Origin of the sequence: Rhodovibrio sodomensis, assembly GCF_016583645.1 — a bacterium.
GTDB lineage: Bacteria > Pseudomonadota > Alphaproteobacteria > Kiloniellales > Rhodovibrionaceae > Rhodovibrio > Rhodovibrio sodomensis.
On record NZ_NRRL01000053.1, the window covers coordinates 1 to 12,500 of the forward strand.

At 66.3% G+C, this 12,500-nt stretch carries 13 protein-coding genes and 1 other annotated feature; of the genes, 5 read left to right on the forward strand and 8 right to left on the reverse strand.

The genetic code is table 11. The annotated features are described in order from the left end of the window. Positions 1-42 precede the first annotated feature (42 nt). A protein-coding gene (locus CKO28_RS16495; protein ID WP_200341905.1) for an IS3 family transposase occupies positions 43-1,277 on the reverse strand; the annotation gives its coding sequence in 2 pieces (ribosomal slippage) (positions 43-983 and positions 983-1,277; 1,236 coding nt in all). Then, positions 874-990 (reverse strand) — a sequence feature (AL1L pseudoknot). Its footprint overlaps the gene before it by 117 nt. Before the next feature lie 306 nt (positions 1,278-1,583). Between CKO28_RS16495 and CKO28_RS16500 the strand changes: the two genes are divergently transcribed. Beyond that, positions 1,584-2,543 carry a LysR family transcriptional regulator gene (locus CKO28_RS16500; protein WP_207168845.1) on the forward strand — a complete coding sequence of 320 codons (960 nt, stop codon included), beginning with the start codon at positions 1,584-1,586 and terminating at the stop codon, positions 2,541-2,543. 10 nt (positions 2,544-2,553) lie between these two features. On the opposite strand, the gene CKO28_RS16505 is transcribed toward CKO28_RS16500, so the two are convergent. The 6 genes from CKO28_RS16505 to CKO28_RS16530 form a co-directional block, all read right to left on the reverse strand. Next, positions 2,554-3,342, reverse strand: a complete 789-nt coding sequence (locus tag CKO28_RS16505; RefSeq protein WP_207168846.1) for an amino acid ABC transporter ATP-binding protein — start codon at positions 3,340-3,342, stop codon at positions 2,554-2,556. Beyond that, complete coding sequence (locus tag CKO28_RS16510) at positions 3,326-4,219, reverse strand: amino acid ABC transporter permease (RefSeq protein ID WP_200341907.1); 894 nt, start codon at positions 4,217-4,219, stop codon at positions 3,326-3,328. The genes CKO28_RS16505 and CKO28_RS16510 overlap by 17 nt, the downstream gene beginning before the upstream one ends. Positions 4,220-4,252: 33 nt before the next feature. Beyond that, positions 4,253-4,999, reverse strand: a complete 747-nt coding sequence (locus tag CKO28_RS16515) for an amino acid ABC transporter permease (RefSeq protein WP_338050155.1) — start codon at positions 4,997-4,999, stop codon at positions 4,253-4,255. A gap of 191 nt (positions 5,000-5,190) precedes the next feature. Continuing rightward, entirely contained in the window at positions 5,191-6,018 is an 828-nt protein-coding gene (locus tag CKO28_RS16520) for a transporter substrate-binding domain-containing protein (protein WP_200341908.1), read from the reverse strand. Between the two features lie 247 nt (positions 6,019-6,265). Then, positions 6,266-7,183 carry an ATP-grasp domain-containing protein gene (locus CKO28_RS16525; protein WP_200341909.1) on the reverse strand — a complete coding sequence of 306 codons (918 nt, stop codon included), beginning with the start codon at positions 7,181-7,183 and terminating at the stop codon, positions 6,266-6,268. A gap of 127 nt (positions 7,184-7,310) precedes the next feature. After that, positions 7,311-7,937 (reverse strand): LysE family translocator, encoded by a 627-nt coding sequence (locus tag CKO28_RS16530; protein ID WP_200341910.1) that lies wholly within the window; start codon positions 7,935-7,937, stop codon positions 7,311-7,313. Between the two features lie 121 nt (positions 7,938-8,058). On the opposite strand from CKO28_RS16530, the gene CKO28_RS16535 reads away from it, so the two are divergent. Continuing rightward, the gene (locus tag CKO28_RS16535) at positions 8,059-8,409 is read left to right on the forward strand and encodes a hypothetical protein (protein WP_200341911.1); all 351 of its coding nucleotides are present in this window, start codon (positions 8,059-8,061) and stop codon (positions 8,407-8,409) included. A 301-nt stretch (positions 8,410-8,710) separates the two neighbouring features. Here the strand turns inward: CKO28_RS16535 and CKO28_RS16540 are convergent, their stop codons facing one another. Beyond that, positions 8,711-9,628, reverse strand: a complete 918-nt coding sequence (locus tag CKO28_RS16540) for a LysR substrate-binding domain-containing protein (protein WP_200341912.1) — start codon at positions 9,626-9,628, stop codon at positions 8,711-8,713. A gap of 177 nt (positions 9,629-9,805) precedes the next feature. On the opposite strand from CKO28_RS16540, the gene CKO28_RS16545 reads away from it, so the two are divergent. The 3 genes from CKO28_RS16545 to CKO28_RS16555 are packed head-to-tail and all read left to right on the forward strand — an operon-like array spanning position 9,806 to position 12,474. After that, positions 9,806-10,552 (forward strand): SDR family NAD(P)-dependent oxidoreductase, encoded by a 747-nt coding sequence (locus CKO28_RS16545; RefSeq protein WP_200341913.1) that lies wholly within the window; start codon positions 9,806-9,808, stop codon positions 10,550-10,552. Positions 10,553-10,576: 24 nt separating this feature from the next. Beyond that, a complete protein-coding gene (locus CKO28_RS16550) occupies positions 10,577-11,425 on the forward strand; it encodes a transketolase (RefSeq protein ID WP_200341914.1) in 849 nt (282 codons plus the stop codon). Next, positions 11,425-12,474 carry a transketolase family protein gene (locus CKO28_RS16555; protein WP_200341915.1) on the forward strand — a complete coding sequence of 350 codons (1,050 nt, stop codon included), beginning with the start codon at positions 11,425-11,427 and terminating at the stop codon, positions 12,472-12,474. The genes CKO28_RS16550 and CKO28_RS16555 overlap by 1 nt, the downstream gene beginning before the upstream one ends. Positions 12,475-12,500 lie beyond the last annotated feature (26 nt).

Here is a 12,500-nt window from a genome sequence, read left to right on the forward strand (position 1 = left end):
TGAGGTGTCCCGGGTTTCTCGGAGGCTGCGGTGGTTGGACGATCAGGCCGCCATGGCGGCCTGATCGTCCAGCTCGAAAAATTTCGCCTCTGCCTCCGCCGGCGGGATATGGCCGAGGGGTTCCAGTAGGCGCCGATTGTTGAACCAGTCGACCCACTCCAGGGTCGTCAGCTCCAGCTGTTCCAGGCTGCGCCAGGGACCCAGGCGGCGGATCACCTCGGTCTTGTACAGCCCGATCACGGTCTCCGCGAGGGCGTTGTCGTAGCTGTCGCCGACGCTGCCCACCGACGGCTGAATGCCCGCGTCCTGCAGCCGCTCGGTGTACTTGATCGAGACGTACTGAACGCCCCTGTCGCTGTGATGCACCAGCTGGCCGTTTGAAACCGGCTGACGGGCATGGAGCGCCTGCTCCAGGGCATCCAACACGAACCCGGTCTCCGCGCTGTGTGACGCCCGCCAGCCCACGATCTTCCGCGCGAACGCGTCGATCACGAAGGCCACGTAGGCGAAGCCGTGCCAGGTGGCCACGTAGGTGAAGTCGGAGAGCCACAAAGCGTTGGGCCGGGCCGACTGGAAGTCCCGGTTCACGTGGTCGCGCGGGCACGGCTGAGCCTTGTCGCTCACCGTCGTGCGCTTGACCTTGCCGCGCACCGCGCCCTGCAGGTCCATCTCCTGCATCAGTCGTTCGACCGTGCAGCGGGCGACCTCGAAGCCCTCGCGGCGAAGCTGGTGCCAGACCTTGCGCGCGCCGTAGACCTGGAAGTTCTCGTCCCAGACCCGGCGGATCTCGGTGCGGAGCCGCGCATCGCGTTGGATGCGCGGCGGCGCCGTAGACGGGGCCGCTCGCCGGGCGGCGTGGAGACGGTAGGTCGACGGGGCGATCGGCAGCTGTCGGCAGATCGGCTCGACCCCGTAGACCTCGCGGTGATCGTCGATGAACGCGATCATGGCTTGTTTCGGCGGTCGAGCTCCGCCTGGGCAAAATACGCTGACGCCTTGCGCAGGATCTCGTTCGCCCGCCGGAGTTCCTTGACCTCCCGCTCCAGTTCCTTGACGCGCTCCTGCTCCGAGCGGCTCATCCCAGCGGCTGCACCGTCGTCACGCTCCGACTGGCGCAACCAGTTGCGCAACGTCTCCGGATTGCAGCCGACCTTCTCGGCGATCGAGGTCAGTGCCGCCCATCGCGAGGCATACTCACCCTCGTGCTCGCGCACCATCCGGACAGCACGCTCGCGTAGCTCAGCCGGGTACGGCTTCCTGTTTGTGGTCTTTCCCATAAGCTCCAGTCTCCCAGACGTTGGAGCCTCCGGAAAGCTCGGGGCGGTTCACCGCGCTCAATTTCGGTCAGCATCCGTTCCACGGTATCGCGGACATCGCTTTCCCCGGAGGATGCGGTGCGCGTGGCCGTCTTGATGTACTCGATGCTCATGTTGCCGGCCCATCCCTTCGACCCGGTTGAGGCGTACCGCTTTGCATGCGGCTTTGACCAAGTGGAAGGTTAAGCGTGCGATTTGCATGCGATCCAATGCATAGTAATCCGCAGATCATGCAGGTTGGGCATGATCCAAGCGCGAGGTGCCGGCATGGACGTCAAATGGCTCGAGGATCTGCAGGCGCTGATTGACACGGGCTCGTTCACCAAGGCCGCGGAACGACGCAACGTTACCCAGCCGGCCTTCTCCCGCAGAATTCAGTCGCTCGAACACTGGTTCGGGGTTCCGCTGGTCGACCGCGACCAGCGGCCGTTCGGCCTGCACCAGCACGTGCTCGACAACAGGGACGAGATCGCCCAGACGATCGACCTGCTCTACGAATTGCGCAGCCGCGTGCTTGCCTCGGCACAGGGGCGCAAACGGGTGGTGTTCGCAACCCAGCACGCCCTCACGGTCTCGGTCTTCCCGGCGCTGATCGGTGCGATCCGCGAGAACGTTCAGCGGCTCTCCTACCGCATGCGCATCGGTAACAAACCCGAGTGCGTGACCCGTTTCGTCAGCGGCGAGGCCGACTTCCTGGTCTGCTACGAGGCCCCGGACACCACGGCCACGCTGCCCACCACTGGCGCCAAGCGCCTGGAACTGGGCGGCGAGACACTGCTGCCGGTCGCCGCGCCCGAGCTCGCCGGCCGCATGGGTGCGGCCGGAGACCAAAACGACGCGGTCCCGCTCCTGGCGCATCCGCGCGACAGCTTCATGGGCCAGATCATCGAACGGGCGTGCCTGCGCGAACTCGTGATGTCGCGCAACGTCGAGGTCGTCTGCGAAACGGCGTACTCCACCGGCCTGAAGCAGCTCGCCGTGGCCGGTCTCGGCATCGCCTGGCTTCCCTACAGCCTAGTCGCCGACGACATCGCCGCGGGGAGCCTGCGGCAACTCGCCGACAACTTCGCGGCCCCGGAACTTCAGATCGTCATGTACGCTCAACTCAAGTTCCACACCCCCGAGGCCCGGTCGGTCTGGGAGTTCGTGTGCAGCCTGAACCACCTCCCCTTCCAGACCAGCAACGTCGACACGGCCCGTCCCGTTTCAGCGGTCTCGCGCCAGTAGACGACGGACCTCAGAGAATCTGGCCTAGGAACGCCTTGGTGCGTTCGTCCTTGGGGTTGGCGAAGAACTCCTGGGGCGGGCCGTGCTCGACGATGATGCCCCGGTCGGTGAAGTACATGTGGTCGGCGACCTCGCGGGCGAAGCCCATCTCGTGGGTCACCAGCATGCAGGTCATCCCTTCCTCGGCCAGCTCTCGGATGGTCAACAGCACTTCGTTCACGGTCTCCGGGTCGAGGGCGCTCGTGACCTCGTCGAACAGCATCACGTCCGGGTTCATAGCCAGCGACCGGGCGATCGCGACGCGCTGCTGCTGACCGCCCGACAGCTCGCCCGGATAGGCGTCCTCCTTCCCCTCCAGCCGGACCTTGGCGAGCAGCCGCCGCGCGCGTTCGCGGACCGCGTCCTTGTCCTGCTTCAGCACCTGCACCGGCGCCATCATGATGTTCTGCAGAGCGGTCTTGTGCGGGAACAGATTGAACTGCTGGAACACCATGCCAACCTTCTTGCGCAGCGCCAGCGTGTTCAGGTTGGGCTGGTGGACCTCCTGTCCCTCGACCTTGATCGAGCCGCTGTCGATCGGCACCAGCGCATTGATGCAGCGCAGCAGCGTCGACTTGCCGGAGCCGGAGGCGCCGATGATGCAGATGACGTCTCCCTTCATGACATCGAAGGTGATGCCCCTCAGCACCTCAAAGTCGCCGAAGCTCTTATGCACGTTGCGGATCGCCACGATCGGCTGATCGGGAGTCCAGTTCGCGTCGGCGTGCCGGGCCGCTGCGGCGTTACTGCTTGACGGCATAACGCAACTCCAGCTTCTGCGTGGTGCGGGCGATCGGGTAGCAATAGGCGAAGAAAAGCAGCATCACAAAGCCGTAGAATGGCACCAGGAACTCAGGGCGATTCTCCGCCGCGAGCACCCGCTGGGTGAGCGTCATCACCTCGCCCACCCCGACGACGGAGGCGAGCACCGTCGCCATGGTGAGGATCGCGTAAAGGTTCATCCACGGCGGTAGCATCCGCTTCACGCACTGCGGCAGGATGATCTGACTGAGGATCTGCCAGCGCGAGAAGGCGAGCGAGTGCGCCGCTTCCCACTGGCCCGAGGGGATCGACTGGATCGCCCCACGGACGATCTCCGAAACGTTCGCCATCACCGGCAGCGCCAGGCCGATCACCGCCTTGATCCAGTCCGGGAACGGGATCGTCACCCCGAACACCGTGAACTCGAAGGGCAGCAGGAACATGCAGAAGAACAGAAGCACCAGCCAGGGCGCGTTGCGGAAGAACTGCGTGACCAGCCAACTCGAGCCGCGCACCGGCCAAACCTGGGAGATCTGCATGATGCCGAGTAGCGTGCCGGCGACCGTGCCTATGCCCATGGACAGGAAGCTGATGGCGATGTTGAAGACGAAGCCGCCCAAGAGCACGGGCAGCCAGCGCCAGATCGCCGAGATGACGGATTCCTGCTGTTCGTTCCCGGCACCGTCCGCCTGCGCCCAGACGAACGAGGTCCAGAGCACGATGACGGCGGCGAGCGCAAGACCGTGCCAGGCCCGCAGGCGCAGCTTCGGCGCCCCCAGCACGCGCTCGGCGGCGGCCTGCCGGTTCAGCCGCTCGGCCGCCGGCAAGAGCACGGGCAGGTCGGTCGTACCGTAGACGTCGTGCCGCTTAGCCATGGGCGCGCGGCCTCCACGGCGTGATCGCGCGCATCATGCGCCGAACCCCGGCAGCCGCATCGACCGCTCCCACTTGTTCATCACCATGACCAGCAGGCCTACCAGCAGCACGTAGGCGAACAGCAGGAAGGTCATCATCTCGGGCACGTTCAAGCTGTCCGACCAGATCTGGTTGGCGACGTAGAGCATCTCCGGAACGGCGATCGCGTAGGCGAGCGTGGTGGTCTTGACGAGGTTGACCAAGTTGTTGTTGAGCGCCGGCAGGCAAACCCTGAGCGCCAGCGGCAGCACGACGTAGACGTAGGTCTGCAGCCGGTTGTAGCCGAGCGCCTCGGCCGCCTCCACGGTCGCCTTCGGCACCGCCTCGATACCCGAGCGGAAAATCTCGACGTTGAACGAGCCGGCGAAGAAGGACAGCGAGAGAATCGCCCAGTGCCAGTTGGAGAGGATCGGTTCCATGATCCCCCACTCGTTCTCCACGCGCGGCATCAGACTGCCCAGCGCGAAGAAGAAGAAGTACATCTGCACCAGCGGCGGGGTGTTGCGGAACAGCTGGATGTAGCCGTTGACCAGTCGGCGTGTCCATTTCAACGGGGAGCCCTGCAGCCACGCGCCGACGATGCCGATGATCACGGAGAAGCCGAGGCAGACGAGCGACAGGTAGATCGTGTTGACGAACCCGTCGATCATCCGCTCGCGGTCGTAACTGTCGTAGACGATCGTCAGGTTGATCCCGGTGGCCTCGTTGAGCCAGCGGAACCATTCGTAGATCTCCTGCACGAATCAGCGCTCCCGGACGGAAGGCGTCGGAGGGTCGGATAACCGGGCAGCAAGCGCGGGCCGGCCGCCACGCGGTTCACGCAGCCCCACCGGCAAAGGCACCCAGGTTGGGAAGCTCCCCCGCCCTTCAACCCCGACACACGCGCGACGGTCCGGCGGCGCGGGACGCGGGCCGCCGGACCGTAGGGCGCTTACTTCTTGGCTTCGGGGATGTAGCCGCGATACCGCTCGTGCATCTTGCGCGTGAACGGCACCGGATCGATCCCGTACTTCTTCTCCAGCTCCACGATCTGGCCGGTGGTGTGCCAGTGCACGACCATCCCGGACATGAAGCGGGCCATCGCGTCCTCGCCGTGCTTGACCGCGACGCCCCACGGCGCGTCGTCGATCGTCTCCAGTGGCATGTTGTAGTCGGACCACTGGTCTTCCTGCAGGCGCGAGTTCAGGAAGCTGTCGTCGTAGACGAACGCGGCGCAGCGGCCCTGGCGTAGGGCGTTCAGCGCCTCGCTGGTGCCGGTGAAGCCGACGATCTCGGCGCCGAACTCCTGGGAGGTCTTGCGGTTGTAGAACGCGCCCTGGACGCCGCACACCGGCGCACCCTCCAGGTCGTCCCAGGTCTCGAAGTCAGTGGACTTGCGCGCCATGATGTTCGTGCCGGAGGAATAGTAGTCCGGGTTCAGGATGTTCACCACCTCGCGGCGCTCGGCCGTGTCGGTCATCGTGGCGATCATCACGTCGATCTTGCCCTGGTCCAGGAACTGCATGCGGTTGGACGCGACCACCGCGACCAGCTCCAGCTCGACACCGAGCGTGTCCGCGACATCCTGCGCTAGGTCCGGCTCGATGCCGACGATGTTGCCGTCGGAATCCAGATAGCCGTAAGGTTTGTAGTCGGCTTTCACGCCGACGGTCAGCGTGCCGCTTTGCATCACGTTCTGCAGCGTGTCGGCCGTGGCCGGTGCGCCGACGGCGAAGCTTGCGGCGAGCGCCGTGGCCGCCGCCAGGATACGGGTCTTCATTGTCTCTCACCCTGTCTCGTTGCGGTTTTCTGGGATGTTGTTGTTCGTCGGGGATGTGCCTTCGCCCAGATCGACGGCGCCCGGCCGAAGCCGGCCCGGCAATTACGTTAGACGACACGGCGGAGGGACGTAACCCGGGATTATCGCATTCGATCCTGCATAAAGGCGTGACAGCAGCGGCCACCAACCCAGACGGCCGAACCGCGAGGTCCGCGCAAAGCCGACCCACCCCGACAGCCGCCGGGCCTTAGGCCGCCTGGCGGATCCGGACGAGTTCCGCGCCCAGATCATCGGCCAGCCGCCCCATCGCCGTCACACCGGCGGCGGCCTCCGCCCGGCCGTTGTAGTTGGTGTTGGTGTTGACGTCGTAGGTCACGGCCGTCCCGTCCGGCCGCCGCACGAACTCGATGCCGGCGACCTCGATGCCGTTGGCCGCCAGGAACGCGCGGTAACGCGGAATGACGGGGTCGTCGAAGCCGGTCAGGATCTCGAACTTCTCCCGGCCGGACGGCAGCGCGCACGCATCCGCCGGGCACAGCTCGAAGCCGTCGCGCGTATCCACGCGGACGGCGTAATAGAACTGGCCGCCGATGAACTCGCAGCGCGTGATGCAGGGCTCGTCGGCCTGCACGTATTCCTGGACCAGCCAGGTTCCGTCGAGCGGCGCGGGCGTCGCGGGATCGTCCAGGATCGCGGCCAGCTGATCGCGGGTCTCGACCAGCAGCACGCCGGCGCCGGCCCCGCCGCGGTTCGGCTTCAGGATAAGCGGCCATTCGCCCAGCTCTTCCGCGGCTTTCAGCGCCTGCTCTCGACCGACCGCGCCGATCGTGCGCGGCGTGGTCACGCCGGCGGCGTTCAGGGCCGCGTACTGCGCCAACTTGTTGACCTCGAGCGCGAGCGCCCGGCTGTCGTTGACGACCCGCCGGCCGTGCGCCTCGAGCCAGCGCAGGACGTGCTGCGTCAGCTCGGGCGCGTAGCGGTGATCGCGAGTGTGGGCGGACGCGCTCATCCGGTTGTAGAACACGCCCTCGGGCGGGGGGCGTGTCGGATCCACACTGCCCGCCGCGAGGTGCCACGCCTCGTATGGCAGATTTCGGTCCGCCAGCGCGTCGAACAGCGGCGCGGTCCACGCGTCGTTTTCATGCAGCACGTAAATCTTTGACATTTCACATCTCTGGCGCGTTGTTCATATCTATTCTGCGTTTAGTCTGGGAGAATATGGCCGAGGCGCGCGGCATGGCAAGCGCGCCAATGTCCACCCGCTCAATCGGTCGGCTGAACCGGCGTCCCTGTCAGACGATCTGGCGCAACGCGGTGTCGAGAAGGATTTCCGCCGCGAACAGCCAGAAGACCAAGCCGAAGACGACGGACACAGGACGAAAGTGCGCTTTGTAGAAAGTCCGGACCACCAACGCACGGCTGGCCCCGAGCATCAGCGCGTATCCCGCCGTGAACCCGAGAACGCCCCAGAAAACAATCCCGACGGCATGCCCGACACCTTGAATCCCGCTGTCTGCCAGAACGAAACCGCCGAATACCGCCGTCAACACGGGATAGGCCTTCGGGTTCGTCAACGACAGCGCCAGCCCCTCGCGCAGCGGTCGCGTGAGCGTCGGGGCGGCGCGACCGCGCGCGGACATAACGATCAGACCGGTGCCCAGGTAGGCAAGGTATAGCGCGCAGGCGATCCCGAGGGCGTCGAGCGCGCCGGCGGGCAGCGATCCCGCCCCCGCGAAGGCCATCAGGGTGACCACCAGCCAGGCGGCGCTGCCGACCAGCAGCCCGCCGGCGAAACGCACGCCGGCCACCAGCGGCTTGACCGACACGCACGAAAGCATGGCCAGGAAGCCGGGTCCGGGCGTGACGACATAAGTGAGCCCGGCAAGCAGCGCCGGCCAGACCGGCATGACCGTATGCATAAGGAACACTTACTTCACAGCTGCCTGCTGGCCAACAGTGGATCGACCAGGACGCACCCGACGATCGACCACGACGTCAAAATGCCGGCCTACGCCAACTATGGCGGACCGGAAGGTGCGCATGGCCGAGCACCTGACCGGCGGCGGCTTCGAGGCGGAAGCCGTGGATCCGCTCCGGGCGGCCGCGGCGGCGGCCGTACGCGCCATCGCGCTGATGCGCGACCCGGACGTCGAGGTTGACGGGCTCGACGAGCAGGACGCCCTCGACCTCGCCGAGCGCACGAGCGTCAGCGCCGACCTGCCCGCCGGCACCGCCGCGGCGCTGGGCGCGAGCGAAACCTTGGCGAGCGGCGAGATCGACGGCCTGCGGGCGACCGTGCGCGCGGTGGTCGCGGCCGCCCGCACGGCCGTGGGCGAGCCCGCCGGGGTCCGCGGAGGCCGGGACGAGGGGCGCGTGCAGACAGCCGCATAAGCCGCGCGGCGGGCATCGTGGCGGTCGTTGCGGCGGCCGACTTTCCCAAAGCGCCTACGCCACGTCCATGGACGCGGCCGCCCTGCGCATACGGTGCGACGCGCCCGGATCCCTGGCCGGTATCATCGTTCGCGACACGCACGCCAAGCTTCGCCAGCCGACGGCTACCTCCTGACACCACTCACGAGGATTTCAGGTCAACGTATGGATACCGGAGGCGCCCAGGGGCACACACACCCACAACCTACCTGCCGGACGGAATTCTCGAAGATCAACGAATCTTGTGCTGGCCCCTTACGGACTAATGGTCCAGCAGCGGCGTGATCCAGTCGCCCGCTTTGTCCAGTTCGTCCCGAAGCCATGCGCGGAACCGCGCAACCTTCGCCGAGTCCAGCTTGGCGCGTGGCACGGCCAGATAATGCCCGACAATCTCGATGCCGCGCACGCCCGCTACTGGGTACAACTGCCCGCGCGCCAGTTCGGGATAAGCGAGGAGCGAACTCTCAAGGCACACGCCGAGCCCCTCCCGCGCCGTGCCGATCGACAGAAACGACCGGTCGAACTTGGGCCCGCGCACCAACGCCAGATCGCTCTTCGGGGCGTACTGAGCCAGCCAGTCCCGCCACTGCACCAGGCATTGAGTCGAGTGAATCAGGGTCATTTGCCGTAGCGTGGCCATGACGTCGCCATCGTATGGACGGCTGATCTCTGAGCTCGCCAAAGGCAGCACGGTTTCCCGGCACAGCGGCGTCGCGATCATGCCCGGCCTGTGCCGGCGGCCATACCGGATGTCGATGTCGATGTCGTCGCGTTCCGGATCGGCCGGCTCCGGCGTGGCCGTGACGCGGACATCAAGATCCGGGTTGTCGATGAAGAAGTTGCTGAGCCGTGGCATCAGCCACTGCGTGGCGAAGGTCGGCGCGGAATGCACGAACAGGATGTCGTGCCGCCCGGTCGCCATGATGTCGCGGGTTGCCCGTTCGATCTCCTCGAAAGCCCGGCCGATGTGCCGGTAGTAATGCTGGCCGGCGTCGGTCGGTCGTGCATGGCGGTGGACGCGGCTGAACAACGCGACCCCGAGAAACTCCTCGAGCGCCTTGATCCGGTAAGACACGGCCGACGCTGTCAGGTTCAACTCGTCCGCGGCCGCCGCGAACGTTCCAGTGCGCATCACCGCTTCGAACGCGGTGAGCCCGCGCATGGTCGGCCTCAGCGCCATTCAGCGCCCCTCATTGATGAACTTGATTCATCAAATCAGCAAAACATTCCGCTTGTCCATGCCCCGGCGTCGTCTTCACGCTCGGAAAATCGAAGCGCCACAGCCGAAACCGGCGGGCGCCAAGCGGTCAGCAAAGGATCGCACCCCGAGAAGCGAGAGCATCGAAGGGGGAGCCAAATGCTCAAGGGCAAGGTCGCCGCAATAAGCGGCGCGGCATCCAAGCGCGGTATCGGTCTCGCGATCGCCCGCGCCATGGCCGACCAGGGCGCCCGGATCGCCGTGCTCGACCTCGACGCCGAAGCGGCGCAGCAGGCGGCGGATAGTCTGGGCGACGGCCACACCGGTGTGGCGTGCGACGTCACCGACGCCGACCAGTGCCGAGCGGCCATCGCGCGGGTGGAAGAGCGTCTCGGACCCGTCGATATCCTGGTCAACAACGCCGGCATCACCCAGCCGCTGAAGATCATGGACATCGGGCCCGCGGAGTACGACGCCGTCACGGACGTCAATCTGCGCGGCACATTGCAGCTGTCGCAGGCCGTGATCCCGGGGATGCGCGAGCGGGGACGCGGCACGATCGTGTGCATGTCGAGCGTATCGGCCCAGCGTGGCGGCGGCATCTTCGGCGGTCCACATTACTCCGCCGCGAAGGCAGGTGTCCTCGGGCTGATGCGCAACATGGCCCGCGAATTGGGTCCCGACGGCATTCGCGTGAACGCGATCTGCCCCGGGCTGATCGAGACCGACATCACAGGCGGCGCCTTAACCGACGAGCGCAAGGAAGACATCTGCGAAGGCATCCCGCTCAAGCGCGTCGGTCAGCCTTCGGACGTTGCCGGCGCCTGTGTCTTTCTGGCCTCCGAGCTTGCCGCCTACGTCACCGGCGCGGTGATCGACGTCAACGGCGGCATGCACATCCACTGACAAGCCGACCCGGGAGCCTGCGCGATGAGCCGCGACGTTCGCAACGTGGACAAATCCATCCTGGCCGAGAAGGCGAAGATGATCCGCCGCGACGTGGTCGAGCAGACCGACGTCTGCGGCTCCGGCCACTACGGCTCGGCCTTCTCGATCGCCGAAATTCTCGCCGTTCTGTACTACCAGCTGATGCACGTCCGCCCGGACGCGCCGACCTGGGAAGACCGCGACCGCTTCACCATGGGCAAGGGGCACGCCGCGATCGCCCTCTATCCCGTGCTCGCGGACCTGGGATTCTTCGACCGGTCGTGGCTGGACAACTACACCCGCCTGAACAGTCCTCTTGGCGACCATCCGGACATGCGGAAGGTGCCCGGCGCCGACTTCTCGTCAGGGTCGATCGGCCACAACCTCTCGGTTTCCGTCGGGATGGCGCTGGGGGCCAAACGCAACGGCTCGCCCGCGCGCGCGATCTGCCTGATGGGCGACGGCGAGATGACCGAGGGGCAGGTCTGGGAGGCCGCGGTCAGCGCGCCCAACTTCGGGCTCGATAACCTCGTCGGCATCGTCGACATCAACAAGGCCGGGTCCGACGGCTACACCGCCGACATCATGGACACGCGACCTTTGGCCGACAAATGGCAGGCCTTCGGATGGCGCGTCATCCCGCTCGCCGACGGCCACGACCTGGATCAGGTGAGCAACGCCCTGAACGACGCGCTCAACCGCCCGGACGGACGGCCGACGGTTGTGCTGGCGGATACGGTCGCCGGCAAGGGCGTGAGCTTCATGGAAGGCTACTGGCAGTGGCACCTCGGCTTCCTCGGGCCGAAGGACAAGGAACGAGCGCTCGCCGAGATCGAGAAGGGACTGAACTGATGGCCGCCAACAACGTCTACGCCCAGGGCCGCGATCCCAACGAGATCCCGGCCGACAGCACGGTCAAGCCGGACTTCGATCCCAAGACCTGGGACATGCCGCTGTCCCTGGCGCTGTCGCAACAGCTGACCACCGGCCGGACGCTTTGCGAGCTGGCCGAGCAGGGCCGGGACGATATTGTGGTCTGCACCGCCGACCTCGGCCGGCCGACGCAGGTGCAGGATTTCGCGGAACGGTATCCGGACCGCTTCTTCAACTTCGGCATCGCCGAGCGGAACATGATCTCCGCGGCCGCCGGCCTGGCGACCACCGGGACGCTGCCGTTCATCTCCAACTACGCCTTTTTCCTGGCGTTGATGGGTTGCGAGAACATCCGCAACGACATCTGCTACACCGATCTGCCGGTGCGCATGGTGGGCACCCATTCGGGCATCGCCATGGGCTTCTACGGCACCTCGCACCATTCCTGCGAAGACATCGGGGTGCTGCGCACGATCCCGAACCTGACGCTGATGGCCCCCTGCGATGGCACGGCGATCCGGTCGTTGATCCGCAGCACGATCGACCACCCGCATCCGCTCTACTTCCGCGCCGGTCGCGGCCGTGAAAAGCAGGTGTACGACCAGCCCTTCGAGGCCCGGATCGGTGGCTCGAACGTCCTGCGCGACGGCGGCGACACGACCATCTTCGCCGTCGGGATCGAGGTCGCTTTCGCGCTCGATGCGGCGGAGCAACTGTCGCGGGACCATGGCATCGAGGCGGCGGTGGTCGACTGCTACTCGATCCGGCCGCTCGATACCGAGACCGTTCTGGCGCGGGCGGGCCGGCACGGCCACGTCTTCACCGCCGAAGAGCATAACGTCACCGGGGGCTTTGCCAGCGCGGTCGCGGAGACGCTGGCGCTCAACGGGATGGCCACGCGCCTTCACCCGATCGGCATGCCGGACGCCTACTCGGTCCTGGGACCACCCACGCATCTGTACCAGCACTACGGCCTCGATGGCGCAGGCATCGCCGAACGTGTGGCTCAGGTCTTGAAGAACGCCTGACGGCCCACGACGGTTTCCGCCGGCCC

Bases quoted from the DNA above. Each gene is read 5' to 3' on its own strand.
- CKO28_RS16500 (WP_207168845.1), top strand. From the start codon at position 1,584: ATGGACGTCAAATGGCTCGAGGATCTGCAGGCGCTGATTGACACGGGC.
- CKO28_RS16505 (WP_207168846.1), bottom strand. From the start codon at position 3,342: ATGCCGTCAAGCAGTAACGCCGCAGCGGCCCGGCACGCCGACGCGAAC.
- CKO28_RS16510 (WP_200341907.1), bottom strand. From the start codon at position 4,219: ATGGCTAAGCGGCACGACGTCTACGGTACGACCGACCTGCCCGTGCTC.
- CKO28_RS16520 (WP_200341908.1), bottom strand. From the start codon at position 6,018: ATGAAGACCCGTATCCTGGCGGCGGCCACGGCGCTCGCCGCAAGCTTC.
- CKO28_RS16525 (WP_200341909.1), bottom strand. From the start codon at position 7,183: ATGTCAAAGATTTACGTGCTGCATGAAAACGACGCGTGGACCGCGCCG.
- CKO28_RS16530 (WP_200341910.1), bottom strand. From the start codon at position 7,937: ATGCATACGGTCATGCCGGTCTGGCCGGCGCTGCTTGCCGGGCTCACT.
- CKO28_RS16535 (WP_200341911.1), top strand. From the start codon at position 8,059: ATGGCCGAGCACCTGACCGGCGGCGGCTTCGAGGCGGAAGCCGTGGAT.
- CKO28_RS16540 (WP_200341912.1), bottom strand. From the start codon at position 9,628: ATGGCGCTGAGGCCGACCATGCGCGGGCTCACCGCGTTCGAAGCGGTG.
- CKO28_RS16545 (WP_200341913.1), top strand. From the start codon at position 9,806: ATGCTCAAGGGCAAGGTCGCCGCAATAAGCGGCGCGGCATCCAAGCGC.
- CKO28_RS16550 (WP_200341914.1), top strand. From the start codon at position 10,577: ATGAGCCGCGACGTTCGCAACGTGGACAAATCCATCCTGGCCGAGAAG.
- CKO28_RS16555 (WP_200341915.1), top strand. From the start codon at position 11,425: ATGGCCGCCAACAACGTCTACGCCCAGGGCCGCGATCCCAACGAGATC.